The organism is Paenibacillus sp. 2KB_20 (assembly GCF_052115765.1).
In the GTDB taxonomy this organism is placed as follows: Bacteria; Bacillota; Bacilli; order Paenibacillales; family Paenibacillaceae; genus Paenibacillus_AQ.
This window is the reverse complement of the sequence record NZ_JBFRHH010000005.1, coordinates 248,631-274,214: the sequence shown is the minus strand read 5'-3', so window position 1 is coordinate 274,214 and position 25,584 is coordinate 248,631. Positions and strand designations below refer to the sequence as shown.

Below are 25,584 nucleotides of genomic sequence, written 5' to 3'. Positions count from 1 at the left end.
CACATTAAACTACATAAAACGCTAAAATTTTTGTTTTGACATCTGCTTATCTATACCATAGGATAATAGTATAAAAAGTGCTCACTTAGGAGGATAAGGTCAGGAAATGAAAAAGACATGGTCAATTCTATTAACACTCGTATTATCCGTTGGATTGCTTGCTGGTTGCGGCAATAATGATAAGTCTACTGACAATGGTGCAGCTAATGGCGGTTCAGAAGGATCTCAAGATAAGAAACGCATTGCACTTGTTCTCCCTGAGAAGATCGGCGTGAATCCTTTCTTTGCATTGATGGACGAAGGATTGCAGAAAGCTGCTGCCGATTTCAATGTCGAAGTGAAAACGATTGAATCGACAGACCCGGCTTCGATTGAGCAAAACCTGCGTACGGCGGTTGCTGAAAAATATGATTTGATTATCACATCCACCTTCCAAATGGAAGATGCACTGAAGAAGGTTGCACCGGAGAATCCGGACGTGCCTTTTGCCATTATCGATACGGTAGTGGATTTGCCGAATGTCCGCAGCGTCGTATTCCGTGAACATGAAGCAGCTTACCTGCTTGGTGCAGCAGCTGGATTGGCTACGAAGACCAACAAGGTTGGCAACGTGGTTGCAGACGACATTCCGATTATGCATAAATATATGACCGGCTTTGCAGAAGGTGCAAAATCGGTAAACCCTAACGTTGAAATTTTCGTTAACTACGTCGGCGGTTTCACAGATCCGGCTAAAGCGAAGGAACTCGCACTCCTGCAGAACTCCAAAGGTGCCGATTTCGTTGCAGGCCTTTCCGCTGTTGGTGATTTGGGCGTATTCGAAGCCGCGAAAGAGAAAGGCTTCTATTCTTCAGGACAAGATACGGATAACACGGGCACGGATCCCGAGCACGTTGTGCTTGCTCAATTGAAAGGTACAGACGCTGTTGTCTACGAAACGGTTAAAGACTTTGCAGAAGACAAATACTCATTCGATATTCGTGATTACGGTCTGAAAGAAGGCGGCGTGGGTCTTACTTACGTAACCCATGAGAGCAAAACACCGCTTAACCCATTTATTGGACAAGACATCGTAGATCAGCTTAAGGTGATTTCCGACGATATTATCGCCGGAAAGATTAAAGTAACCAACGCATTGGAACAAAATTAGTTCTCACCTGGACCGGCTGCACATGAGCAGTCGGTCTTTCATTCAGAAGCGAAAGGAAGGCATGACTCGATGCTACTCCGGATGGACAATATTACGAAAAAGTATGGCGAGTTTAGCGCAAACCGCGGCATTGATTTTTCGCTGCGTGCGGGTGAAGTTCATGCGATCGTCGGGGAGAATGGTGCAGGCAAAACAACGCTGATGCGGATATTGTACGGGATGGAGCAGCCAACCTCGGGTACGATTCGGCTGAATGGCAAGGAAGTTTCGTTTGCAAGCCCGGAGGGCGCGATTCAGGGCGGCATCGGTATGGTGCACCAGCACTTCATGCTGTTTCCTACGTTTACAATCGCTGAGAATATCGTGATCGGCAATGAACCGGGATCAGGTGCCAGGTTTGACCGCAAGCAAGCCGTGAAGATTGTTGAGGGTCTTTGTGATCAATACGGAATGAAGGTGGATCCCCGCGCAATCGTAAGCAGCAGCGCGCCTGGCGTGCAGCAGCGGGTTGAAATCTTGAAGGTGCTGTATCAGGGCGCCAAAATCATTATATTGGATGAGCCAACGGGCGTGCTGACGCCGCTCGAGGTACAGGAGCTCCTGGATGCCATTAAACAGCTCTCCAAACAGGGAAAGAGCTTTATTCTGATAAGTCATAAATTGAACGAGGTCCTTGATGTGGCCGATCGCATCACGGTGCTCCGTGACGGTGCCGTCACGGGTGTTGTGGAGAAGGGAAACACCGATGCCCATCAGCTTTCCCGTCTCATGGTCGGCCGCGAACTGATAGAACTAGATCGCAAGCCGATCACGCCAGGTGAAAAGGTGCTGGAAGTATCGGACGTTTCGATCCGCGGAACGAAAGGAAAGCCGGTTCTGGACGAAGTGAATATTGAAGTCCGTGCGGGCGAAGTTGTCGGGATTGCCGGTATTTCCGGCAACGGGCAGTCCGAGCTGCTTCAGGTAATTTCCGGTCTGGCTCAGCCGGACAGCGGCCGGATTGCCGTTTCGGGCAAGGACGTAACCGGCATGTCGACAAGGGAGATACGGGAGCACGGATTAGCCCATATTCCGGAGGATCGCTATGTATGGGGTGCTAATCGAACGGCAACCGTGATGGATACCGGGCTTATGGGGCACCACCGCCGCTTGCAGAAGGGCGGCTTCCTTAATCTGAAGGACATTCGTTCGTTAGTTTCCGGATGGGTTCAGAAGTTCTCGATCAAGACGGGCTCCCTGGAGACCAGCACGCAATATTTATCCGGCGGCAATCTGCAGAAGCTGATCGTCGCACGGGAACTGGAACAGGGAACCCCGTTCCTGATCGCTGCCGAACCGACGCGCGGCGTCGACATCGGAGCCATGGAGACAATCCATGGCGAGCTGCTCAAGCGGCGTGAAGAGGGGACGGGAATTCTGCTGGTATCGTCGGAATTAACAGAAATTTTGAAGCTGTCCGACCGGGTTCTGGTTATGTTTGAAGGCCGGATCGCGGGCGAGCTGTCGGCGAAGGAAGCGACAGAAGAGAAGTTGGGACTGCTGATGGCGGGAGGAGCCTTGTAATGAATAAATGGACAAAATTTACGCTTCCGCTGCTCCAGCCGATTGCCGCCATCATTGTTGGGCTGCTTGCCGGAGCCATCGCGATCATGATTGCCGGCGGCGATATCCTGCAGACTTACGCGGAGATGTGGAAGGGTGCCTTCGGCGGCATGTATTTCTTTACGAATACGCTGTCCCGGGCGACCCCGATTATTCTGATTGGTCTGGGCGCGGCGTTTGCATTCCGTGCAGGGTTCTTTAACCTTGGCGCGGAAGGTCAGATGGTGTTTGGCGCGCTTTCTGCCGCATTGGTCGGATTGTACATGCCGGGCCCGGGCTGGCTGGTGTGTATCGTTGCAATTCTTGCCGGTATTGTTGCAGGTGGATTGTGGTCCGTGATGGCCGGATATTTTGATTCCAGGTTCCGGGTGAACTTGCTGATCTCTACGCTTCTGCTGAATTATGTGGCCGTATTGTTTGCAGGCTATCTGGTCGCCTATCCGCTGAAGGACCGTTCGGGTTCGGCTGCGATGGCGCAATCCGAAATGCTGGATAACAGCGTCTGGCTGCCGAAGCTAATCTCCGGTATGCCGCTGCATGTAGGCTTTGTGCTCGCGGTGCTGGCCGCATTGATTATATTCGTACTGTTGAAGCGCTCCGTGATCGGTTACGAGGTACGGATGCTTGGCGGCAATCCGCTGTTTGCCCTGTTTGGCGGCGTTAAGCGCGGACCGATGATGCTTGGCGCCATGTTCTTCAGCGGCGGCTTGGCCGGTCTTGGTGGCGCCGTTGAAATTCTGGGCTCCCAGTATCGCTATATTGATGGTGCATTATCTACGGCCGACTATGCCTGGACGGGCATTATGGCTGCATTGTTGGCAGGATCGCATCCGATCGGCACGCTGATTGCCTCGATCTTTTTGGCCGCGCTGCAGACAGGCGGTATGGGCGTGGAACGGAATACGGAAGTGCCGCTTGAGGTAGGAGCGATTATCCAAGCCGTGCTGATTCTGTTTATCTCCGCCCGATTCACTTACAGCTTCCTGAAGCGCAGAAAGGGGAACAAATCCGATGGAACAGCTGTTTGATCTTGCCTTAATCAACTCGGCCCTCCGGGTGCTCACTCCGATCTTGCTTGCGGCCCTCGGCGGTGCCCTGTGTTCGCGCGTCGGACTGTTCAACGTCGGTTTGGAAGGCTTTATGCTGCTTGGCGCTTTTTCCGCCGTGGTGGGGAACCACTTCTTCGGCAACGTCTTTTATGCGATTTTGTTCGCGATTGTGATCGTTTCGATATTCTCTTTTATATTTGCTTATCTCAGCATCAATCTGCAGGCGAACGTCATTGTGGTCGGTATCGCGATGAATGCGTTGGCGGCTGGATTGACCACATTTAGTTTACGGGCTATTTTTGATGTAAAAGGTGCATTTTATGACAATACGATGGTCGGGCTGCCGAAATGGAACATTCCGATTATCGAGGATATTCCGGTGATCGGTCCGATACTGGCGGGTTTGACGCCGCTTGTCTATCTGTCGTTTTTGATTGCGGGCCTCATGTGGTATTATTTCTATCGCACGAAGAGCGGCTTCCGGTTCCTGGCTGCCGGCGAGAATCCACTCGCTGCCAAAAGTGTGGGCATCCGTGTAAGACGGTATCAGTATGGAGCCGTGCTGGCGAGCGGTGTGTTGTGTGCGCTTGCCGGTGCGCAGCTGTCGCTTGGCCAGGTGACGATGTTTACGGAAGGCATGACGGCTGGACGCGGCTTTATTGCGCTCGTAGCCACGATGCTGGGCCAATCGGGTCCGCTTGGAGTAACGGCCGCAAGCCTGCTGTTTGGCTTTATGGATGCGCTCAGCATAAGGTTCCAGGGACTAGCGCTGCCTACGCATTTCACGCAGATGCTGCCTTATGTCGTCACGATTCTGGCGATGTTCTTCTTTAAGGACAAAAGCTTCCAGCAGGATGCACTGAAGCAGGGCTCAAGCTCCAGATAGGTGCGCATGCTGCGCCGTGACAACCTGTGATGTGATTGAATTCATCCCGTCGATAAGCGGATGCGAAAGCGATCAAGCGTAAAGGAGATGAACTTGGTGCACAAAAAAGCAGAACGTTTGAAAAAAATGAAGCCGGTGGCGGTGGGCAACCTGACCGAGGAGCAGCGTGCCAAGCTGCCGCCGGGGCAGACGCTGACCGAGAAATTCCCCATTTTGCACGAAGGGGAGGTTCCTCATTACGACATGTCGGAGTGGACGCTCAAGGTATTCGGCGAAGTCGAAGAGGAACGGACGTTTTCTTATGAAGATATCATGGGGCTGCCAACGGTGACCGTGAATACCGATATTCACTGTGTCACCCGCTGGTCCAAATTCGATACGGTTTGGGAGGGAGTCCTGTTCCGGGATTTCCTGGCGGGGCTGAAGATCAAGCCGGATGCCAAATACGTCATGTTTCATGCCGATCCGGATTATGATACGAATGTACCTATTGAGGATCTGCTCAAGGACGATGTGCTGCTGGCCTATCGCTTTAACGGCGAGCCGCTGACGGACAAGCATGGCTGGCCGCTGCGCACGGTTGTGCCGCATCGCTACTTCTGGAAGAGCGCCAAATGGCTGCGCGGCATTGAGTTTATGAAGGAAGACCGCCCAGGCTTCTGGGAACGCAACGGTTTCCACAATGAAGCGGACCCGTTCAAGGAAGAACGGTTTAGCGGCGAGGCACTGGATATACCTGAAGACGAATGGACACATAAGGAGTTTGACTAATATGTTGATGCCTATTTTGCAAGTGAACTCAGAGGATATACCTGAATTTGTGATTGTCTGCGGCGATCCGAAGCGTGCGGAGACCATTTCCCGCAAGCTTACAAACGCGCGCGAACTCGCGTTCAGCCGGGAATACCGCACCTTCGTGGGGACGTATGAAGGCGTCGAGCTTGCGGTAACCAGCCACGGCGTTGGTTGTCCGGGAGCTGCGGTTTGCTTCGAGGAGCTGATCCGCGCGGGGGCAAAGACCCTGATTCGCGTGGGCACGGCCGGATCGTATCGGGCGGATACCCCTGCGGGAAGCCTTGTTGTCAGCACCGCGGCGATCCGTACGGATGGCCTGACGAAACAGCTGGTGCCAGACGGCTTTCCGGCAGTTGCGGACAGCCAGGTAGCGGAAGCGCTGTACGAATCCGCCCTTGCGATCGGTGAGGGCGTGGTGCGTAAGGGGATTACTGTAACCCTGGACGTGTTCTTTAACGGCGTTGAAGAAGTACCGCACCAAAAGTATAAAGCAGCGGGAGCGCTTGGCGTAGAGATGGAAATTGCGGCGTTGTACGTCGTTGCGTCGATCCGCGGCGTTCGCGCCGGTGCGATTGTAGCAATGGACGGCTTTGCCGACGCTGATCTCGCGGCCGAGTACGACCCGAACACGAATGTGGTCGCCGACGCGGTGGAACGCGAGATTAACACGGCCTTGCAGGCTGTGGTGAAGCTGGCGAAGCAGGGTTAGTAAGGGCAAGAAAGCCGGATTACCTGAGAGCAAGCTGCAGGAAATCCGGCTTTTTGTTTTGAGTATGATGAATCTGGGGGGAGCATTAGAGATTTGCAGCAGCAACTCCAGCAGTACCTATCGTTACTGCTTTGGCGGCTGGACCGTGAAGAAGGGAACCTTTTCGATTCCGACAGCCCGCACGTAAGTGAATAATTGCCCTTTATGGTGGATTTCGTGATCGACCATGTTGCCCAGCCACACTTTTCCTGGGACAACGAACCCGTTAAAGTCGAGCGGCTGCTCGAGCTGGCTGTCAGACAATTCAGCAAAAACCGCTGTAGACGATTCGGTTGAAGCTTGCACGATATTTCTAATGTCATCGATGGTTTCGTACTCGGTGGAAATCGAAGGCGGAGAGAACGAGCCTTTTGCAATGGAGCGCAGGAACATATCTGAGGACGCTGCAATATGAACAGCTAATGCACCCAAGGTATAGGCGTTCTCCCACGGTTTATAATCCAAATGCTCGCTCTTTACGTCCTGCAGCAGTTGCAACAAGACCGTACGGTGTCTATGCCATCGTTCGAATTGCTGTTGACCTTCATGACTCATGATTCATCCTCCTTGATCGATTGCAGAATAAAGTGTTTAAATATGCGCCCGCCTTATTCACGGTTTATAAAACAGTTCGATAAGTAATAGCGGATTCCTTCCCGATGCGCAAGTTATAGCCAGATGTTGTATTTGATCATTTTGGAAAAAAGCAGTTGCAAAAAGAAAGGAGGCCGTATATACTGAGTTCAATTAGTGATTGGTCAATCAATAATAAAACAAGATGAGTGAAGGAGGGTGGTAGAAATGGCTAGAGCGTCAACCTCTGCGAATCGGCGGAATGATATCGTGGCGGCAGCCATCGAAGTGTTTGCAGAGATCGGATATTATCGCGCGACCACGGCTCAGGTTGCCGAACGGGCAGCGATATCCCAGCCTTATGTCTATCGGTTCTTTACCAAGGAGTCACTGCTCGTGGAATCGCTGGCTGTTTCCTGGGAGCGCATCGTGAAGGCATTTCAAGCGGTGATCGAATCCGCTTCTCCAGACAATCTGGAGTTGGGTTTGATTCAGGCATACGAAGAGATTGTGCAATCGCATCGCAGTGAGATCCTGCTCCAGATGCAGGCACAGACGATTCAGGAAGCGCCGATCCGCGAAGCGATGCAGCAGGGAATGAATGAGGTGAAGGATCTCGTGGAGAATGCCTTTGTGCGGGCGGGGTTTGAGGATGCTGATAAGAAAACCTCCGATTTTCTGGCCCGGGGCATGCTGTGCAATGTAGCCATGGCGATGGATATGCCGAATATGATGCCTATAAGATAGATCATGTCCAGGCGCGTTTTGTGCCACACCGCGTACCGCATGGGTAGTGCGCGGTGGAAGAAGGGCATTTTTTTAAAAGAAATTGTAATTGATCAATCAATAACGATATGAGATAAGGGAGAGATTGATGATGAAAAAAGCGATTGTTTTGGGTGCAACAGGTGGGGTAGGAGCTCCATTAACCGTGGAGCTGGTAAAGCGTGGGGTCCAAACGGTGGCCTTCGGCCGCTCCTCGAAGAAGCTGAATGAGCTGGCGGAGCAGCTGGATCATTCACCTCTGCTTACGCTGAAAATTGGAGATGCTTTTAAACCGGAGGATATCCTAAGAGCCGGGGACGGAGCGGACGTTATATTTCACAGTGCAAACATACCCTATCATGAGATGGAGTCCAGGCTGCTGCCGCTGGGTGAATCGGTTATGACAGCAGCAGAGAAGCTGGGTGCAAAGGTTGTTGTCGTTGATGGAATCTATCCTTATGGTAGACGATTAATGGAAAAGGCGACGGAGGATCATCCCAAAAAACCGCATACCCGCAAGGGCAAAGTGAGATTGGCCTACGAGCAATTGTTATTCTCGTCGCGCTGGCATAAGGCAATGCCTCTTATCGTACGGCTTCCCGATTATTACGGTCCCTCTGCGCAGGCATCTTACCTATCGGTAACGATGGAAGCTATTGCAGCAGGCAAACCGACCGCTTTCATCGGCAATATGAGCGTTCCCCGTGAGTACGTCTATTTGCCGGATGCCGCGCGGATGATTGTGGAGATTGCAACAAGAGAGGAGTCCTATGGGCAGAACTGGCATATCCCCGGACCGGGCGTAATTTCAGGCCATGAGCTGGTACGGATTGCACAGCAGGCTGCCGGAAAGCGCAAGACTGTGATGCCGCTGGGACGAATTGGGCTATCTTTGATCGGGTTATTCAATCCGGTGATGAAAGAGGTGGTTGAGATGCTGTATTTGACCGAGGAACCTCTGGTGCTGAGCGGTGAAAAATATGAACGCTTGATAGGCCCGATTCAATGGACGCCCCATGAGCAGGCAATTACGGCAACGATGAGGAGTTTAATGGACAAACAAGCTCGAGAAGCAGAAGACGCAAAGCGTAGTGCAGCCACGATATAACGATATGATGCAGATGTTTTTATGAAAAATAGTAATTGATCAATCAATAATATTGATTGAGATTAGATAGAGGCAGACACGCTGACTGCGTAGACGGTTGGCGTGTTTTTTTTATGGGCTCGAAAAAAATTTCGAGAATATCCATCAGTTTCATTTGCCCAAACGTTATATTAACAGAAAAGACAAAACGAAAAGTGAGAGGTTGGCTAATGGAAGTATGTGATCTCTATGAAAATCTGAAGGACGATGTCCGGCGTTATGCCAGATCCATTGCCAAGCATGCTTATGAAGCGGATGATCTGGTCCAGGATGCCTTTATGAAGGCCATCAAGGAGCCCAATCTGGCAGCTCTGCCCCTTCACAAGCAAAAGGCCTGGTTCTTCAGAGTCGTCAAAAATCGCATGATCGATATTAGCCGCCGGGAGAAGCGGCTCGTATCGTGGGAGGATGATCTGGACGTCGCCGAGCTCCCCGTTTCAAGCCGCAATATTGAAATGACGGAATGGCTCGCCCGTTTGCCGCAATCGCAAAGCGATATCGTGTTTAAGCGCTTTTGGCTCGGGATGTCCAGCCAGGAAATTGGTGAGCAACTGGGTATGCCGGCAGCCACGGTTCGGTACAAATTGCAAACTGCCATTAAAAAATTGAGAAAACTATGGGAGGAAGATATGAAATGAGCAGAATAATCGAGAATGTAGGGATGCTGGATCTTACGCAGGCAACGGAGGAAACCGTAACAAGCATCGAACGGATCGGAAACGTGGGACTTGTAATCTACCGGGCAGAGACGGCACACCTGCTCACGCTGTTGAAAAATGCAGGCAATATCGGCAAGACGCTTGAAATTCCGGAGGGGCACCGTTATTACAGCGGCACGCTGCGATTGGACGAGGAATATTTTCAGCTTCTGGAGCAGCCGGACCGCGTGTTCGTTAACGGCACGGTCATTATCGATAAAGAAGTATCTCTTGAAGTATTCCAGAACGGTACGCTGCACCTGGTGGTCAACGGCCAGGTCTATGCTCCCCGGCATCTGGCCGGAGCTGTTACCGCTGCGTTGATCAAAGCGGGAGGAGCCAGCGCGGAAATACACGCGTATCAATACGAGCCCAGGTTCGAGTCCGGGAAGGTTCAATTGAATAATGCGTATCTGGCCTCCAGCAACGAGCCCATGGAGCTGGTGTTGAACGGCATAGTTCAGCTGGATAAGGAACTGGATATGGAGCAGTTCACGGCCCGAATTGAAAGTATCCGCGTTAACGGCAAGGCGGTTATTCATGAACATCAATCTCCTTATTTCTACGAAAAATTGAAAACGATAAACGGCTTGGTCGAGGTGATCCCGGCAGGCTTCGAATATGTAACCAAACCCGTAAGGCTAAACGCGAGAACCGCTCGGCGCTTTAAAGACCATAAGCTCTACACGAATAAGCCGCTCATTCTCGAGGCGGACGTGACCCGAGATGCCTTCAGCCAGGCCTTGTCAGAGATACAGTCGACTTCGTTCATCATTTGCAGCGAGGAGATCGAGGATTTGGTCTGGGAGCGCTGTCCCAACCTGAACACGGAAATCGTAAGTTATGAGCGGCTCTTTGTTTTCATCAACGGCGAGGAGACCTGGTCGAGGGATCAACTGCTGGCTTTGGGGCAGCCGGCTAGCTTTATCGTTGACGGGACCCTGACCTTTGACGATGACGTGACTGAGGAAGACATTAAGGCTTCGCTGTCCTCCCTGGATCTTTTCGGCGAAGTCGTTGTAGGGGAAAAAAGAATTAAAGGCATTTTGTACCCTTACCTTCGGGTAAACAATGGAAGTATCATAGTGAAGGGGACGGAAGAGGCGCTTGCAGGTATTGGTAATGTCGGAATGTTGTCGCTATAAAATGAAATGAGGAATGAAACCATGAATATCAATAATGAAGATATTGCCAAACAGCATGTTCGCGATCTCCGTCAGGAATTGGAACGATGCACGATGGCAACGAAATTGCGATCTAAACGCAATCAAGCGGCCAACACCGCAACGACTGCACGTACAGTCGATGGAAAGTGGAAGTCGCTGCTTAATACCATCATTATGATGGGAAGAAGAATGCTGTAATCGGTTGAGCCGGTTATGGCACCAAACGAATCTATACGAATCGTCGATGCGATAAGCGTCGGCGATTTTTTTGTTTTTAACTACCGATAGTTAAAAAAATATTGACACTTCCCATTCTTAAATTTAAAATTCTACCTATCGGTAGTTAAAAAAAGGAGTGGAATCATACGTTGAAAAAGAAAGACTTAACCTCGCAGCAGATCGTTGAGGCCGCCATCGGATTGTTTGCGGTTCATGGCATCGAGAAGACCAGCCTTGCGATGATTGCCGGCGAGGTGGGTATTACGAAACCGTCGATCTACTACCATTTTGCATCCAAGGATGAACTGGTGGAGCGCGTCTTTGATTATATGTTCAGCGATTATCATTTCGATCATTATTTCTCCCTGACCGAAATGAACGAGCACAACTTCGCGGAGAAGCTGTACCAAGGGGGATTGCGCATGTTTCCGGAGGAGGAAGAGGCTTTTGTGCCGGTCATGCGCCTATTGAATGAGTTCATGCTGACCGCAAATCGGAGTGCCAATTACGGCCAGCGGGTGATAGCTATGCAGCAATCGTTCCTGGACGGCTTTCGGGAACTGATGCGGTTAGGAGCAGACTTCGGGATCATTGAGCGGCAGAATGCAGATTCCAAAGCGTATGTTCTGGCACTGGTCATTGATAATATCACGAGTTATATCATGATGGAGATTCGATTGGATTACCAAGCGATATGGAGGGAAGCGGTGAACAGTACCCTTAGGAAAGGAGCGGATATACTTGAATCACGGGATGGAATACAGTGACCTTGGATTATCGGCTTCTGACCGGATCCTGATTTGGGCGGTACCGCCGTTATTAGGCGCGGTTGTCGGCTGGTTTATACCTGCCATCGCGGATTGGGCAACGGGCCTGGCCTGGGTGCCTTTTCAAGGACCGCTGGAGTTAATCGCATCTATACAAGGACCTTGGGTCGTCATCGTAACCGCTATTCTGGGCTTACTTGCGGGCATGGTGCTCTCCCACATTGCCATTAAAGAAAGTCTTGCCGTTCGCCTGTCGGATCAAGAGATCAGACTCCGCATGCATGATGCCGAACAAACGTTTACGAGAGACGAGGTTTCTGCGGTCTTTCTGGATGGCAAGCAGTTGGTCCTACTGTGGAGAGACCATGATCCGTTCGCCGATCATTATGTCCGATGGGTTGCCGATTCGCCGGAACTGACGCCCAGCCTGAACGCGCTCTTCCTGGCACGGGAGAAGGCGATGGAGAACGAGGATAAAGAAGATGCAGCCGATTTGCGCCGGGAACTATCGAAGCTGGGAATTACGGTGCGGGATGACGGAAAAAGACAATACTGGCGGCAGCACGGCCAGCGGCCATATCGGCCTTAGGGAGCAGTCGTAATTGTCCCGATCATACGCTACACACTTATCACGCCTTCCGCCGATGTCGCAATCATCGGCGGTTTTTTAATGGATCTTCGCGTCACTGTTGTTTGCCATGACATTTATTCCCCCTCTCATCGAACAAAATGACACCTCACCCGCTCAGACGAGCCTGCGGCAAACAATATCCCTCTATCGGCAAGACATCCGGCAGTCCTCTCTTCCCATGAGAAGTCTTACAATGAAAGCGATACCTCAGCGAAGGAGATGTCTTATGAATTTTGATCTGAATATCGTACCTTTCAGCCGAAGAGAGTCCTTCTTGGCAATTTCCCTCCTGCCCGCGGCTAAGGACCGCAGACCAGGACTTTATCTGCGAACCGTCCGCGGAGGAGATGACAAGTTTGGCGAGGCGTTTCTGATAGAGCTGCTAAACCAGCAGAGCGAGCCGGTTCCGTTTGAACCTATGGCATCACCCGACAAAATCAGGCTAAAGGCCTCCGATTCGGAGGGTCATGCGGACATTTGCATCTCGGACTCCCGGACCGTCCGATTCCGCTCGGAAGGCTGCGGCATCCGGCTTACCTTTTTTCCCGCAGCGTATGATTACGCCTATGAGACCCATCCGGACAGCTGGGAGGTGAACAGCTTCACGCATGGCTGCCGCTTCATGCTAACCCGGCTTGCAGGTCAGATGGGCATGGAGGTCGAATGGAACGAGATTAAGAGCTCGCGGGTGACCGCCGACTTCTCCGTGGACGCGTTAACCAATATGGCGGAATTTGCAGTAGAGGAGTTCATGACCGTCATGACCCCACGCAAGGAATGGGAGTCCTTCGACGAGGCGGTTCATAGCGTCCGGGAAGATTATGCCGCATGGCTGAACAACACCCTTACCGTCTCTGAGCGGTGGCAGGAAGCAAGGGAGCTCGCGGCCTATATTACCTGGTCCTGCGTGGTTCCGGCCGAAGGCTGCCTGACCCGCCCAGCCATGTATATGTCCAAGAATTGGATGACCAACATCTGGAGCTGGGACAACTGCTTTAACGCGATGGCCCTCGTGCGGCATCAGCCGGAGCTGGCCTGGGATCAGTTCATGATCTTTTTTGACCGGCAGGATGAGAGCGGCCTGATCCCTGACTTCGTGAACGATAAATACGAGCTTTGGAATTGCAACAAACCACCGATTCACGGCTGGACACTGGCCTGGATGATGCGTCGGACCGATTTCATTAAGGAGACCCAACTGCGCGAGGTCTATGGCCCGTTATCCAAATGGACGGAGTGGTGGTTCACGCACCGGGACCATGACGGCGACGGCATTCCCCAGTATAACCACGGCAACGATTCAGGCTGGGACAACAGCACGGCGTTTAATAACGGCATTCCCGTCGAGAGCCCTGATCTTGCCGCCTATCTCATTATTCAGATGGAGACGCTGGCCGAAATCGCAGGTTTGCTGGGCCTGACCGAGGAGTCGAGCCAATGGAGACAGAGAGCGGACGATACGCTGGAGCGTTTGATTCGACACTTCTGGAAGGATGGCCGGTTCACGGCCTGTCGCTCGGGAACGCATGAGGTATCCGAGGGAGACAGCTTGCTGCTGTTCGTTCCCATCCTGCTGGGAAGACGCCTTCCCGAGTTTATTCGCAAGGCTCTACTGGAAGGACTTCGGGATGAAAGCCGATTCCTGACAAGCAACGGCTGGGCTACCGAGAGCGTAAGCAGCCGCTATTATAAGGCGGACGGATATTGGCGCGGGCCGATCTGGGCTCCTTCCACGATGCTGCTGGTCGAAGGGGTAGCGGCAGCTGGCGATATAGAGCTGGCGACGGAGATTGCGATTCGGTACTGCCGGATGGTCAGTCTCAGCGGCATGGCTGAGAATTTTGATGCCCTGACCGGTGCGGGGCTTCGTGATCGGGCGTTCACCTGGACCTCCAGTGTATTTTTGATTCTTGGACATGAATACACCCTATAAGTGCGTGTTCAAAAAGGTCGATTTTCAGCACCGAGAAGGTTGGATGAAGCTAGGGACGTCAGGAGCGGAGCGTACGTTTTGGGTACGTGAGCACCGGAAGTCCCGGCTGAATTCAAGATTCGATGCCGAGCTGCTTCCTGATTCGCTTCGTGTTAGATATAGAATTTATTCGTTATCAGCAGAGCTGATGAAATTCTATATCGCAAGAAAACCTACTTTTGAATCGCGGTCGCTCATCCTTGATTGGCCTCGATTGGTTTTCTTATCAAAAGTGGACTTTTTGAACAACCTCTATAACGATGACGGACAAATACTTCTTCCCGGGCATTTTGCCTTGTGGGGGAGGTGCTTTTTCCGTTTCCTCTCCGTTTCCAGTTGCCGCCTAATTACAAGCCCTTTGTTCGGGTTTATAATGAAAGCGGTATCACGGACGGGTTAGCAGTCCTGCCGCATGGCGAACGAGTGGACGAAAGTTTCACGATACGATACGACAACGGGGAGAGTAACCATGAATCTTCAGGGGATCAAAGATCGAGTGGGCCGGCTGTTCACCGGCACCTATCACAGTATACGAACGAAGCTGCTTGCTTGTTTTTTAATCGTCACCCTGATTCCGCTGTTCTCGCTTGGCGGACTTTCCTATTATCAATCCGCTAAAGTGATTAACTCCCAGTTCGGCAAATACGGCGATAATGCCGTAGCGCAGCTGGAGCAGCAGACCAGTTCGGCATTAGGGCGGATGAAGCAGACGGCGGAAACAATTTATTCCTATTTACTGGACCCGAGCCATTCGGGGATCGGAGCCGGGACGCCATCCACATACGGCGACATTATGGAGAAGAACGACTTCGAATCGTTATTGAAGTCTCTTCGGACGCAGCTGACAGCGGGAATTTATATCATTACGACCTCGGGCTATTACTATGGGGAGAACAATCTGGATGTGAATAAACTCGGCAATATCCCGATGTGGAGCACAAGGCCGAAGGCCTATGCCGGGACGTATTGGCTCGGTTTTTACAAACAGGATCATTCCATTAAGAGCAGTGATAGCGATAACGTGCCGGTCATCGGGCTCGCCGTACCGATCCACCACCCGGACAAGGCTCAGGACGGCAGCATCATCCTCATTGAGGAGAGTGCCGAGGAACTGCTGCGCAGTTATGCCAAGTTCGAGGCCGACACGCACGCCCACCTGCTCATTACATCACCGGACGGCACGACCGTGTATGAGACGGATGCTCCGTATACGCCCCATGACAACGATGTGACCTGGTCCCGGACGCTTGGCGTCAACCAATGGACCATGGAAGCCAGAGTTCCCGCTAAGGCTTTCTATCAATCCTCGGGCGTTATCCGGGCGAACACGATGGTTGTTGCCATCGTCTCCTGCTTGCTCGCTTTTGGCATTGCTTATCTGTTCTCCTCCCGGTTCACCTCACGAATTCGGACCTTGAAGGACTCGATGCAGAAGGTGAGCTTTGGCAAGCTGGATACCCGTACGCCAATCGAGGGCAGGGATGAACTGGGCAGTCTCGATATGAGTTTTAACCGGATGGTTACGGGCGTGCAGACACTGATTGGCGAAGTGGAACAGAGCGAGCGGCTGAAAAAAGAGGCGGAGCTGCGTGCATTCCATTATCAGATCAACCCCCATCTGCTGTTCAATACACTCAACTCCATCCAGTGGAAAGCCAGGCTGCAAGGCGCGGAGGACATCCGTCAGATGCTGTATCATCTGACGATGGTGCTGGAGGGGAATTTGGATATCTCGCAGGAGCTGGTCACATTGAACAGGGAGCTGCGCATGATCGGTCACTTTTTGAAAATCCAGGAGATCAGGTATGGCGAGGTGTTCCGTTATGAGCTGGATTGCGATGAGGCGTTTCTGCCTTATTTGATTCCACGGATGACGCTTCAGCCGCTGTTTGAAAACATTTTTTTCCATGCCTTCACCGATGGTCAGGGAGAGATACATGTCAAGGTCGAGGAGGATCATGACGAGCTGGTGCTTACGCTTCGCGATAACGGGGCCGGCATCAAGGAGGAGAAGCTCGCTCAGTTATTCTCGCCGGAGATGAAGCGGAAGGGACGCGGCGGGCTTGGCGTGCGGAACGCCGATCAGAAATTCAAGCTGCATTTTGGTCCGCTATACGGACTGAAGGTACATTCGATTAAGGGAGAAGGAACAACGATCACCATACGCTGGCCGAAAAAGGAGGAGTCTTTCGATGATGAAAGCAGGGTACTTTAAGGTGTTGATTGCCGATGATGAGAGCATTGTGCGTAAGGGACTCCGCTCCACGGTGCCGTGGGACCGATTCGGGATGGAGGTTGTGGCGGACAGCCCCAACGGTCAGGCGGCTTGGGAGGCGTTTCTGGAGTTTCGCCCGCAGGTCGTCATTACGGATATCGTCATGCCGGAGATGGATGGAATCGAGCTGTCGCGCAAGGTGAAGGAGGTCGCGCCGGAAACCCGAATCATTCTGCTCAGCTGCCACCGGGATTTCGAGTATGCCCAAGAGGGGATGCGGCTTGGCGCCTCGGGATATCTGCTGAAAACCGCCTTCGAGGACGAAGAACTCGAAGCGATGCTGGAAAAATTCCAGCGTGAGCTGTCCGATACGCCGTCCTACGCGCACGAGTTGGCAGAGCAGATTTCTGCTCACCTGTTTGCTTGGCTGAACGGTCATAGCGATCGATTCCCGGGAGAACTCCGGCAGCTCTGCAGCCGTGTGGGGCAGGGGGAGTGCAAGCCCATCTCCCTCTATCTGATCAAGACGGCGGGCTGCAGCAGCAATTGGGAGGGGCTGCTTCAGGAACAGGGCTCCGACGAGCCGGGTTTGCGCTGCAGCAAGCTGATTCACTACGGCGCGGACAGCTGCTATTGGGCCGTACCGGAGGAGTTTAAGGGAGCGGCGGACAGCTTGCTGGTGGAGATCAAGAGCCGGTGCGGGAAGCTCACATGGAATTCGCGGGAATGTCTTCACGATTCGGAGGATGTGCAGGCAGCTTTTCAATCCTTGCATAAGGAAGCCGAGCTGGAACGGGTGTACGGTCTTAGCGGGGAGCAGTGGCCTGAGCCGATTCTGCACGCGGTCCATCTCCTGCATGAACATCCCGCGGACGAGTGGTCGGCAGCGGAGCTGGCCCAGAAGGTGGGGCTGAGCCGCAGCCATTTTTCGATCCTGTTTAAGAAAACGGTTGGCGACAGCTTCATCACATTCCAATATAAACGCAAGCTCCGCCTCGCCTATGGCCTGCTGCGCGAAACCTCCTTAACGATGCAAGAGATCGCCGAGAAGACCGGGCTTGGCGACAGCAAATATTTTAGCAAATGGTTCAAGCGCTGCACAGGCCAGACGCCAAGCCAATACCGTGCCGAACAAAAAGGGGAATCATTGTAAACAAATGAACACCCGAGGGCGAAAGTTCGAACAAAAATACGATCATCTGCGAATCAGCGCACGTTTTGAACCGCTTTCATCCGAGTTATGATGAAAGCGGTTCAATTCATATCAACTCAATACTTTAGGGGAGCTGACAATATGAAAAAGAAAATGTCATGGATCGCGTTGGTTTCGGTTATGACGTTAATGGCATCCTTGCTGGCCGCATGCGGCGGCAGCGGCGGGACCGGAGCATCGAAGGAGCCGGACGGCAATGCATCGGGCGCGGCGACAACGCTTCGCTTCGCTACCTGGGATACGGGAGATGCGCTGAAGATCGAACAGGAGATCGCCAAGAAGTTCGAGGAATCGCATCCCGGCACGAAGGTTCAGGTGGAGGCTTATGCCGACGGATTCGATCAGAAGCTGGCCGCCGGTTTTGGTGCAGCCAATCCGCCGGACGTGATGTATATGTGGGATTTTCCGACGTATCACCAATCCCTGGAGCCGCTGGACGGCTACGCGTCTAAGGATGAGGATTTGAATATCGATGATTTTTACCAAGGATTGTTTAACTACGGCAAGATCGATAATCAGCTATACGGAATCCCGGCGGGCTTTACGACCCGGGTGGTGTACTACAACAAGAAGATGTTCGACGATGCGGGCATCGCCTATCCGAGCGATGGATGGACATGGAAGGAATTCCAGGAGAATGCCCAGAAGCTGACGGATAAATCCAAGAAGCAGTATGGCTTCGGCGTACGAGCCGAGAACGATACGTATGACCTGCAAGGGTTCGTATGGAGCAACGGAGGTTCCTTCATTTCCGAGGACGGCACAACGATTGAAGGCTACATGAACAGCAAGGAAACGGCGGAAGCCATTCAGATGCTGGGCGATATGCTCAAGAACGGCTCAGCCGTCCTGACTGGAGGCAAAGGGCAGCAGAGCGGGGAGGATATTTTCAAAGCCGGCAAAATTGCCATGTGGGAGAGCGGTATCTGGCCGCTGGAATCCTTCAGGGAAGCCGGAATCGACGTGGGTACGGTGGAAATGCCGGCCTTCGAGGGCAAGCCTGTAAAGGGCGTATTGGCCGAATCCGCGCTGTCGATAGCGAAGGATTCCAAGAACAAGGATCTGGCTTGGGAGTTCATTAAGTTCTATGTATCGGACGAAGCGATCAAAATGCGCGTGGCCGACCTTCCGGTCCGGGTCAGCGTGGTGAACGAGCTGAAGAAGGATCAGGATCCGCTCTACAAGCCGTATTACACGATGCTGGAGCGTTCGGACAATACGCCGGCCTTCCTGCTGAATCCGAAATGGAACGAAGTGAACCGCCAGCTGTCGGCAGCTGTGGAATCCGTCATGTTTGGCAGCGATGCCCAGGAGGTTCTGAACCAAGCGGTGAAGGATAGCGAACGCTATTTGAAATAAACGAAGAAAGAAGGTTCGCGAATATGGCCCATACTGAAGTGCCTTACTCACAACAGCAGACAGCGGCCCCGAAGCGACTTGGACCAAAACGTTGGGGTGGGGCCGTGCCCTACCTCTTCATTTTTCCATGGATATTCGGTTTCCTGGTTTTCACGCTTGGTCCGCTGTTGTTTTCCCTCGTCATTTCGTTTTTTGATTGGCCGATCGTAGGCCAAGTGACTTTTGTCGGCATCGACAACTATGTGGAGATGTTCTCGAATGATCCGTTGTTCTGGAAATCGCTGATGGTTACGTTAAAGTTCGCGGCTTTGTTCGTTCCGTTGAACATCATCGTGGCTTTGGGACTCGCCATGCTGCTGAATCAAAAGGTGAGAGGGAGTGCATTCTTCCGCACCGCCTTCTACCTGCCGTCGGTCATTTCCGGCGTTGCCCTCGCCATGATCTGGTCTTGGGTGTACAGCGGGGATTACGGGATCCTGAATTTTTTCTTATCGCTTGTCGGCATCGAAGGCCCGGACTGGCTGAACGATACGAAGTGGTCCCTGGTCGCCATGGTTATTGCAAGTCTGTGGGGACAGGGCTCGATGATGCTTATTTTTCTGGCGGGTCTCAAAGGCATTCCGAAGGACCTGTATGAGTCGGCCTCGATAGATGGAGCGGGCAAGATCAGGCAGTTCTTCAATGTGACCATCCCGATGATCACGCCGACCCTGCTGTTTAACCTGATTACGTCCATCATTGCGGCCTTCCAGCAATTGACGCTGGCGCTTCTGCTTACGGGCGGTGGCCCGCTGAAGTCGACGTTTTTCTATGCGATGTACATGTACGAGAATGCGTTCAAGTATTTCAAGATGGGTTATTCCGCAGCCAATGCCTGGTTCATGTTCCTGATCGTGCTAACGCTGACGTTCCTCGTGTTCAAGTCTTCGGAGGCCTGGGTGTTCTATGAGGGCGAGATGAAGAAGGAGAAGGCGAAGCCAAAGCGTAACAAAGCAGGCGTACCTGCCGGCAGAGAGGGGCGTTCCGCATGAAAAAAGTAATCACGTACACACTGCTCATCCTGTGCTCCCTGCTGTTCATTGCGCCGCTCTTCTGGGCGATCACGACAGCACTGAAGTCGCAGCAGGAGCTGTATCTGTTTCCTCCAAAATGGTTGCCTTCCGTGTGGAGATTCAGCAATTTCGCGGAAGCCTGGAGCATTCAGCCGTTTAACCTGTTTTTGAAAAATACGCTGATCGTGACGCTGCTGTCGACGCTCGGGCAGCTCATATCGTGCACGCTGGTGGCATACGGGTTCGCCCGGTTTCAGTTCAAGGGACGGGATGCGCTATTTCTGATCGTGCTTGCCACCATGATGATTCCGTGGGAAGTGACCATGATTCCACAGTATATGGAGTTCAACTACCTGGGCTGGATCAATACGCTCAAACCGCTCATCGTACCGTCCTGGTTTGGTTCCGCCTACTTCATTTTTCTGCTGCGCCAGTTCATCATGACCTTGCCGAAGGAGCTGGATGAAGCGGCAACGATTGACGGGGCGGGTAAAATGACGGTTTTGCTGCGGATCATCGTGCCGCTGATGGGACCCTCGCTCATTCTGGTGGCCGTGTTCCATATGATGAGCTGCTGGAACGATTACCTGGGTCCGCTCATCTTCCTGAATGATCAGACGAAATATACGCTGACGCTGGGGTTATCCCAATTCAAGGGTATGCACGGCGTCGATATGCAATCCATTATGGCAATCACCTGCCTGATCTCGATCCCGCCGCTGGCCGTATTTTTCTTTGCGCAGCGTTATATCGTTGGCGGCATTGCCACGACGGGGATCAAGGGTTAAAGGTGCCGGTGATAAGAGGCATCCACGATTGATATGAAGCATGAAACAGCATCAGAACATAGAAGTGCTTGTTCAAAAAGTCATGGAAAGATGACTTTTTGAACTACCTCTAGAAGACTAGACTGCTTGGGAAAGGATGGAGAGATATATGAAAGACCATCGTATCGGCCGCGACTGGGATGACCTAAGCGTGCTGGAACGGAACCGGGCGAAAAGCCGGGCCTATTTCATTCCGTTCGCGGATGCGGACGGAGCGTTAAGCTATGACAGAGGCAGTTCGGCTTGGTACCAATCACTGAACGGGGTGTGGAAATTCCACTATGCCGAGGAGCCGGAGACAGCTCCTGAAGTTTTTTATGAAGAAGATTACGATGTATCGGCCTGGGATGACCTCCCGGTTCCGGGGCACTGGCAGCTGCAGGGCTACGGCCATCCTCATTACACGGATTTGTACTATCCATTCCCCGTGGATCCGCCGCATGTGCCAAATGCGAATCCGACCGGAAGTTACGTACGCGAGTTCGAGCTTCCGGAGCATTGGGACGGCAGAAAGATTTGCGTCAAATTCGACGGGGTGGACAGTGCGTTTCATGTGTGGCTAAACGGGTCGTTTATCGGCTATAGCCAGGGAAGCCGGCTGACCTCCGAGTTCGATCTGACGCCTTATGTGAAGACCGGCGTAAACAAGATATCGGTTCGGGTATACCAGTGGTCTGATGGAAGCTATCTGGAAGACCAGGACATGTGGTGGATGAGCGGCATTTTCCGGGATGTGTATCTGGTAGCCGAGCCGTCGGCGCTTCGCATCAACGACTTCCGCGTAACGACCGATCTGGATGCGGAGTATCTGAATGCCAAGCTGAACGTGCGTTTGGAACTGGAAGGAAGAGAGCACGGCTCCGTCCAATTGCGGTTGTTGAACGGAGCCGGAGTGGAAGTAGGGTCAGCCGGGAAGGATGTCTCGCACTCCGCCGTGGAGGACTTTGAGATCGAGGTAGCCGGTCCGGATTTATGGAGTGCCGAGTCCCCGGCACTGTACCACTTGGTGATCATCTTGCAGGATGCTCAAGGGGGAACGCTGGAGACGGTGGCGCAGCGCGTCGGCTTCCGCTCCATTGAAGTGAAGGACGGACAGCTCCTGGTAAATGGCAAGACAATCCTGCTTAAAGGCGTCAACCGCCATGACCATCATCCGGATACGGGCCGAACCGTCACCCTGTCCACGATGCTCGAGGACATCCGTATGATGAAGCAGCACAACATCAATGCCGTACGGACCGCTCATTACCCGAATGATCCCCGGTTCTACGAGCTGTGCGACGTGTATGGGCTGTACGTGATGGAAGAGACGGATCTGGAGACCCACGGCTTCGAGCCGCTCGGCAACATTTCCCGCTTGAGCGATGATCCGGAGTGGAAGGAAGCCTATGTGGACCGTGTCCGCCGAATGGTGGAACGGGATAAGAACCATCCGTCCGTGCTATTCTGGTCCCTCGGCAACGAATCCGGCTTCGGCTGCAATTTCCGTGCGATGGCGGAATGGTGCCGGGAGAATGATCCAACGAGGCTGATCCATTACGAGGAGGACCGCGAAGCCGAGGTGTGCGACGTGGTGAGCACCATGTATTCCTCCGTCGAGAAGATGGAGGGATTCGGCAAAATGACCGATCATCCCAAGCCGCATATTCTGTGTGAGTTCGCGCATGCGATGGGCAACGGGCCCGGCGGTCTGCGTCCCTACTTCGATACCTTTGAAGCGCATCCCCGCCTTGCGGGCGGTTTCGTGTGGGAGTGGATCGATCACGGGCTGAGCAGAAGGACGCCGGACGGCAGGATGGATTATGCATACGGCGGTGATTATGGCGATGTTCCAAACAACAGTAATTTTGTTATTGACGGTTTGGTCCGTCCGGACCGGACGCCTTCACCTGGACTTCTGGAATACAAAAAGGTCATTGAACCGGTCCGCATGTCGATGCGAAGACACGGTGTGCTTCATATCATGAACCGCTATGATTTCATTTCGCTGGATCATCTGGTGGCCCATTACCGGGTGTTGGCCGATGGACAGCTTGTCCATAGCGGAGCGCTGGAGCTTCCCCGCATCGATGCAGGCACAAGCACGGAGTTAAGCCTCCAGAAGGTTTTGGAGCAAGCGACAATAGGCGTGAGTCCTTATGCCGAGCTGTGGTTTGAGGTATCCCTCTCCCTGGCTGCGGACTGCCGCTGGGCGGAACGGGGACATGAGGTGGCATGGTCCCAGTTTCTGCTGCGGGAATCGTCCAAGCCTGAATTCGAGCAAACGGCCGCATTGCGGCGGGGACCACTACAGGTCACCGAGGAGAAGCACAAGCTTAAGGTGGGAAATGGCAGCTTTCAGCTGTCACTCGGTTCGCTTCATTCCGGATTTGAGAGCTTATTCCTGCATGGCAAAAGAATCACGCTTGGCGGACCGATGCTGAATTTCTGGCGTCCGCCGATTGATAATGATATGTACGTGCTGCCGGATTGGCGTAAGGCCCATCTGGACCGACTCTCCGAGCGGATCGATCATTTCGAATGGAAGCGACTGGACCAAGACAGCGTGGAGGTGCGGCGGATTTCCCGGATTGCGCCGCCGGTATATGATTGGGGCTTCCGCTGCGAAACGACCTATACGATCACTTCCAGCGGCCTGATTATCATGGATGTGAAGGGTGAGCCGATCGGCACGCCGCCCGCCATGCTGCCGAAAATCGGATTGCAAATGCAAGTCGCGGGAGACATGGAACATGTCCGGTGGTACGGCAGAGGACCTGGGGAAAGCTATCCGGACAGCCTGGAAGCGGGACGGTTCGGGGAATACCGCAGCACTGTGGACGGCTTGTTCACGCCGTATATTTATCCGCAGGAGAATGGGAACCGATCGGATGTCCGCTGGATCTCGCTCGCGGATGGTGCTGGATTGGGGCTCCTCGCCGTTGGCGAGCCTGTCCTGAATTTCAGTGCAAGCCGGTACACCGACCAGGATGTGGAGTCCGCGGCGCATGCCAGCGACCTTGTTCCACGCAGCTTCATTACGCTGAATCTGGATTACCGGCAGAACGGACTTGGCAGCAACAGCTGCGGTCCGGCACAGTCTCCGGAGCATTCGATCAAGCCGGAGCCGTTTTCGTTCCGCATTCTCCTGAAGGCTTACGCTGCCGAGGATACCGATCCGGTAAGACTGAGCCGGCGGATGCGCTCGGAAGCGGAATTATACAAGTAACCGACTGATTTCATTTCAGATCGTGATCGGATTTTCTGGAGAAGGGGAATAACATGTCCTTTTACATCAAAGACCTGCTGCAGCTGTCTACGGGGGTGCGCCGCTTCCTTATAAGCGAGGCCTTCTACGGCATTGGAATCGGCCTCTATACACTCGTCCTGAATCTGCATCTGCTTTTTCGGGGGCTAAGGGAGGACGAAATCGGCGCGTTGGTGTCGATGGGCATTCTGATTATGGGCGTGCTCGCCATTCCGGTATCTCTACTCGCCAACCGGACCGGAAGGAAAAAACTGCTGGTTACCGGCGTATTCTTTATCGCCGCAGGCAATGTGCTGTTTGCCGTCAGCGATGATTTGCTGTGGTTCTATGCCGCTCAAATATTGGTGTCTACCGGCTTGACGCTGGTGGAAACGACGGAGATTCAACTTCTCTTCCATTATTGCCGTTCCCGTAAGGAGGAGGCCCGTGCATTTTCCTTGATGTTTGCCGTCTTTACGGCTTTCACGGGTCTTGGAACGCTGGCAGCCGGATATATCTCGAAGGGATTTGAGGGAAGCAGGGGCTATGAAGTGTCACTTCTGCTGACCGGGCTGGTGCTTGTGCTTCATGGCGTCATCCGGGCGTTCTGGCTGCCTTCTGAGCGCAGGGACTTGGATGAGGAAGCGCCGACGGTTTCATCTTCTAAGGGAATATCCAGGTTAACGGGGCCTCTGTCGTCCGGGACCTTATGGCTGTTCGCCGTGTTTACGGCGCTGCTCGGCGGCTGTATCGCCATGACTGGCTCATTCTTGAACGTCATCGTTAAGTTCCGCCTGGATTGGATGGATGACCAGGTATCTTTAATTCTTGCCATCGGCGCGATCCTTCTGTTTATATGCTCATTGATGACACCGTACGTCATGGAGCGGTTCGGTTATAACACGGCCATTATCTCGGTATTTATCGTTAATATGTTGCTGTTTGCCGCTCTATACATGATTCTCCCCGTATGGCTGTTTGTCGGGCTGTTTCTGCTGCGGGGCGGTGGCGTGACCATGCTGTCCAATCTCCTGGACAGTCTGCTGATGTCGGCTTTCAATGAGAAGGAACGTAATCTGTATGCCGGCATGCGGTCGGTATTTCGGAGTTTAGGCTCGTCCGGGGCAACCTTTGTTGCCGGACTCATCCTGGCCAGGCAGGATTATCGGCTTCCCTTTCTGGCCACGGCCGGCGTGCTGCTCCTATGCGGCCTGTATTACGTATGGTGGATTCGTCCGGTCTTATCCAAGAGATTAAACAGCGGTATCGAGCCATGAATGAAGGGCCGTCTAAAAGGGGAATTCCCTTTTAGGCGGCCTTTTTGCTGATTGCAGCATGCTGTGTTCATATTCATCTTACGGCGTCCGCTTCACAGTTACAGGTTGAACCCGTATTTGTTCGAGGGAAAGTCTTTAAACATATTGACATCAAAAATTGGTACATGTTTAAATAGAAGAAGTGTTAGCACTCTGCTGTAAAGAGTGCTAAAAGAAACCTCGTTCAGATTGGAAGGGAGATTTTTTC

General features: G+C 52.9%; 22 protein-coding genes. 21 read left to right on the top strand and 1 reads right to left on the bottom strand.

Annotation, left to right across the window (positions count from 1 at the left end):
- Positions 1-106: 106 nt before the first annotated feature.
- The 6 genes from AB4124_RS15835 (at position 107) to AB4124_RS15810 (ending at position 6,191) form a co-directional block, all read left to right on the top strand.
- On the top strand, positions 107-1,150 hold the full coding sequence (locus AB4124_RS15835; RefSeq protein WP_441973435.1) for a BMP family lipoprotein: 1,044 nt from the start codon (positions 107-109) through the stop codon (positions 1,148-1,150).
- A gap of 69 nt (positions 1,151-1,219) precedes the next feature.
- Complete coding sequence (locus AB4124_RS15830) at positions 1,220-2,713, top strand: ABC transporter ATP-binding protein (RefSeq protein WP_441973434.1); 1,494 nt, start codon at positions 1,220-1,222, stop codon at positions 2,711-2,713.
- The gene (locus AB4124_RS15825; RefSeq protein WP_098742271.1) at positions 2,713-3,780 is read left to right on the top strand and encodes an ABC transporter permease; all 1,068 of its coding nucleotides are present in this window, start codon (positions 2,713-2,715) and stop codon (positions 3,778-3,780) included. The genes AB4124_RS15830 and AB4124_RS15825 overlap by 1 nt, the downstream gene beginning before the upstream one ends.
- Entirely contained in the window at positions 3,764-4,687 is a 924-nt protein-coding gene (locus tag AB4124_RS15820) for an ABC transporter permease (protein WP_098742272.1), read from the top strand. The genes AB4124_RS15825 and AB4124_RS15820 overlap by 17 nt, the downstream gene beginning before the upstream one ends.
- Positions 4,688-4,783: 96 nt before the next feature.
- Complete coding sequence (locus AB4124_RS15815) at positions 4,784-5,458, top strand: sulfite oxidase-like oxidoreductase (protein WP_076322827.1); 675 nt, start codon at positions 4,784-4,786, stop codon at positions 5,456-5,458.
- A 1-nt stretch (position 5,459) separates the two neighbouring features.
- Complete coding sequence (locus tag AB4124_RS15810; RefSeq protein ID WP_339273406.1) at positions 5,460-6,191, top strand: nucleoside phosphorylase; 732 nt, start codon at positions 5,460-5,462, stop codon at positions 6,189-6,191.
- 123 nt (positions 6,192-6,314) lie between these two features.
- Here the strand turns inward: AB4124_RS15810 and AB4124_RS15805 are convergent, their stop codons facing one another.
- Positions 6,315-6,785 (bottom strand): DinB family protein, encoded by a 471-nt coding sequence (locus AB4124_RS15805; RefSeq protein ID WP_441973433.1) that lies wholly within the window; start codon positions 6,783-6,785, stop codon positions 6,315-6,317.
- 246 nt (positions 6,786-7,031) lie between these two features.
- Between AB4124_RS15805 and AB4124_RS15800 the strand changes: the two genes are divergently transcribed.
- The 15 genes from AB4124_RS15800 to AB4124_RS15730 all read left to right on the top strand — a co-directional run bounded on the left by AB4124_RS15800 (position 7,032) and on the right by AB4124_RS15730 (position 25,337).
- On the top strand, positions 7,032-7,550 hold the full coding sequence (locus tag AB4124_RS15800) for a TetR/AcrR family transcriptional regulator (protein ID WP_430111691.1): 519 nt from the start codon (positions 7,032-7,034) through the stop codon (positions 7,548-7,550).
- A 130-nt stretch (positions 7,551-7,680) separates the two neighbouring features.
- Complete coding sequence (locus AB4124_RS15795) at positions 7,681-8,676, top strand: NAD-dependent epimerase/dehydratase family protein (RefSeq protein ID WP_441973569.1); 996 nt, start codon at positions 7,681-7,683, stop codon at positions 8,674-8,676.
- Positions 8,677-8,885: 209 nt separating this feature from the next.
- The gene (locus AB4124_RS15790; protein WP_076322832.1) at positions 8,886-9,353 is read left to right on the top strand and encodes an RNA polymerase sigma factor; all 468 of its coding nucleotides are present in this window, start codon (positions 8,886-8,888) and stop codon (positions 9,351-9,353) included.
- Entirely contained in the window at positions 9,350-10,558 is a 1,209-nt protein-coding gene (locus AB4124_RS15785) for a hypothetical protein (RefSeq protein ID WP_339270984.1), read from the top strand. The genes AB4124_RS15790 and AB4124_RS15785 overlap by 4 nt, the downstream gene beginning before the upstream one ends.
- Before the next feature lie 21 nt (positions 10,559-10,579).
- The gene (locus AB4124_RS15780; RefSeq protein WP_430111687.1) at positions 10,580-10,777 is read left to right on the top strand and encodes a hypothetical protein; all 198 of its coding nucleotides are present in this window, start codon (positions 10,580-10,582) and stop codon (positions 10,775-10,777) included.
- A gap of 170 nt (positions 10,778-10,947) precedes the next feature.
- A complete protein-coding gene (locus AB4124_RS15775; protein WP_379412626.1) occupies positions 10,948-11,565 on the top strand; it encodes a TetR/AcrR family transcriptional regulator in 618 nt (205 codons plus the stop codon).
- Entirely contained in the window at positions 11,540-12,154 is a 615-nt protein-coding gene (locus AB4124_RS15770; protein WP_441973432.1) for a YqeB family protein, read from the top strand. The genes AB4124_RS15775 and AB4124_RS15770 overlap by 26 nt, the downstream gene beginning before the upstream one ends.
- Positions 12,155-12,422: 268 nt before the next feature.
- Positions 12,423-14,129 carry an amylo-alpha-1,6-glucosidase gene (locus AB4124_RS15765; protein WP_441973431.1) on the top strand — a complete coding sequence of 569 codons (1,707 nt, stop codon included), beginning with the start codon at positions 12,423-12,425 and terminating at the stop codon, positions 14,127-14,129.
- 451 nt (positions 14,130-14,580) lie between these two features.
- Complete coding sequence (locus tag AB4124_RS15760; protein ID WP_441973430.1) at positions 14,581-16,383, top strand: cache domain-containing sensor histidine kinase; 1,803 nt, start codon at positions 14,581-14,583, stop codon at positions 16,381-16,383.
- On the top strand, positions 16,364-17,536 hold the full coding sequence (locus AB4124_RS15755) for a response regulator (protein ID WP_430111747.1): 1,173 nt from the start codon (positions 16,364-16,366) through the stop codon (positions 17,534-17,536). Before AB4124_RS15760 ends, AB4124_RS15755 begins: the two co-directional genes overlap by 20 nt.
- A 141-nt stretch (positions 17,537-17,677) precedes the next feature.
- Positions 17,678-18,955 carry an ABC transporter substrate-binding protein gene (locus tag AB4124_RS15750; RefSeq protein WP_215163789.1) on the top strand — a complete coding sequence of 426 codons (1,278 nt, stop codon included), beginning with the start codon at positions 17,678-17,680 and terminating at the stop codon, positions 18,953-18,955.
- Positions 18,956-18,978: 23 nt separating this feature from the next.
- Positions 18,979-19,986 (top strand): carbohydrate ABC transporter permease, encoded by a 1,008-nt coding sequence (locus AB4124_RS15745; RefSeq protein ID WP_076322840.1) that lies wholly within the window; start codon positions 18,979-18,981, stop codon positions 19,984-19,986.
- A complete protein-coding gene (locus tag AB4124_RS15740; protein WP_053489640.1) occupies positions 19,983-20,795 on the top strand; it encodes a carbohydrate ABC transporter permease in 813 nt (270 codons plus the stop codon). The genes AB4124_RS15745 and AB4124_RS15740 overlap by 4 nt, the downstream gene beginning before the upstream one ends.
- 148 nt (positions 20,796-20,943) lie before the next feature.
- Positions 20,944-24,042 carry a glycoside hydrolase family 2 TIM barrel-domain containing protein gene (locus AB4124_RS15735; protein WP_441973429.1) on the top strand — a complete coding sequence of 1,033 codons (3,099 nt, stop codon included), beginning with the start codon at positions 20,944-20,946 and terminating at the stop codon, positions 24,040-24,042.
- Positions 24,043-24,095: 53 nt separating this feature from the next.
- The gene (locus tag AB4124_RS15730; protein ID WP_339271003.1) at positions 24,096-25,337 is read left to right on the top strand and encodes an MFS transporter; all 1,242 of its coding nucleotides are present in this window, start codon (positions 24,096-24,098) and stop codon (positions 25,335-25,337) included.
- Positions 25,338-25,584 lie beyond the last annotated feature (247 nt).

Excerpts from the sequence above, each read along its gene's own strand:
- AB4124_RS15835 (WP_441973435.1), top strand. The coding sequence starts at position 107 with ATGAAAAAGACATGGTCAATTCTATTAACACTCGTATTATCCGTTGGA.
- AB4124_RS15830 (WP_441973434.1), top strand. The coding sequence starts at position 1,220 with ATGCTACTCCGGATGGACAATATTACGAAAAAGTATGGCGAGTTTAGC.
- AB4124_RS15825 (WP_098742271.1), top strand. The coding sequence starts at position 2,713 with ATGAATAAATGGACAAAATTTACGCTTCCGCTGCTCCAGCCGATTGCC.
- AB4124_RS15820 (WP_098742272.1), top strand. The coding sequence starts at position 3,764 with ATGGAACAGCTGTTTGATCTTGCCTTAATCAACTCGGCCCTCCGGGTG.
- AB4124_RS15810 (WP_339273406.1), top strand. The coding sequence starts at position 5,460 with ATGTTGATGCCTATTTTGCAAGTGAACTCAGAGGATATACCTGAATTT.
- AB4124_RS15805 (WP_441973433.1), bottom strand. The coding sequence starts at position 6,785 with ATGAGTCATGAAGGTCAACAGCAATTCGAACGATGGCATAGACACCGT.
- AB4124_RS15800 (WP_430111691.1), top strand. The coding sequence starts at position 7,032 with ATGGCTAGAGCGTCAACCTCTGCGAATCGGCGGAATGATATCGTGGCG.
- AB4124_RS15795 (WP_441973569.1), top strand. The coding sequence starts at position 7,681 with ATGAAAAAAGCGATTGTTTTGGGTGCAACAGGTGGGGTAGGAGCTCCA.
- AB4124_RS15790 (WP_076322832.1), top strand. The coding sequence starts at position 8,886 with ATGGAAGTATGTGATCTCTATGAAAATCTGAAGGACGATGTCCGGCGT.
- AB4124_RS15785 (WP_339270984.1), top strand. The coding sequence starts at position 9,350 with ATGAGCAGAATAATCGAGAATGTAGGGATGCTGGATCTTACGCAGGCA.
- AB4124_RS15780 (WP_430111687.1), top strand. The coding sequence starts at position 10,580 with ATGAATATCAATAATGAAGATATTGCCAAACAGCATGTTCGCGATCTC.
- AB4124_RS15765 (WP_441973431.1), top strand. The coding sequence starts at position 12,423 with ATGAATTTTGATCTGAATATCGTACCTTTCAGCCGAAGAGAGTCCTTC.
- AB4124_RS15760 (WP_441973430.1), top strand. The coding sequence starts at position 14,581 with ATGGCGAACGAGTGGACGAAAGTTTCACGATACGATACGACAACGGGG.
- AB4124_RS15755 (WP_430111747.1), top strand. The coding sequence starts at position 16,364 with ATGAAAGCAGGGTACTTTAAGGTGTTGATTGCCGATGATGAGAGCATT.
- AB4124_RS15750 (WP_215163789.1), top strand. The coding sequence starts at position 17,678 with ATGAAAAAGAAAATGTCATGGATCGCGTTGGTTTCGGTTATGACGTTA.
- AB4124_RS15745 (WP_076322840.1), top strand. The coding sequence starts at position 18,979 with ATGGCCCATACTGAAGTGCCTTACTCACAACAGCAGACAGCGGCCCCG.
- AB4124_RS15740 (WP_053489640.1), top strand. The coding sequence starts at position 19,983 with ATGAAAAAAGTAATCACGTACACACTGCTCATCCTGTGCTCCCTGCTG.
- AB4124_RS15735 (WP_441973429.1), top strand. The coding sequence starts at position 20,944 with ATGAAAGACCATCGTATCGGCCGCGACTGGGATGACCTAAGCGTGCTG.
- AB4124_RS15730 (WP_339271003.1), top strand. The coding sequence starts at position 24,096 with ATGTCCTTTTACATCAAAGACCTGCTGCAGCTGTCTACGGGGGTGCGC.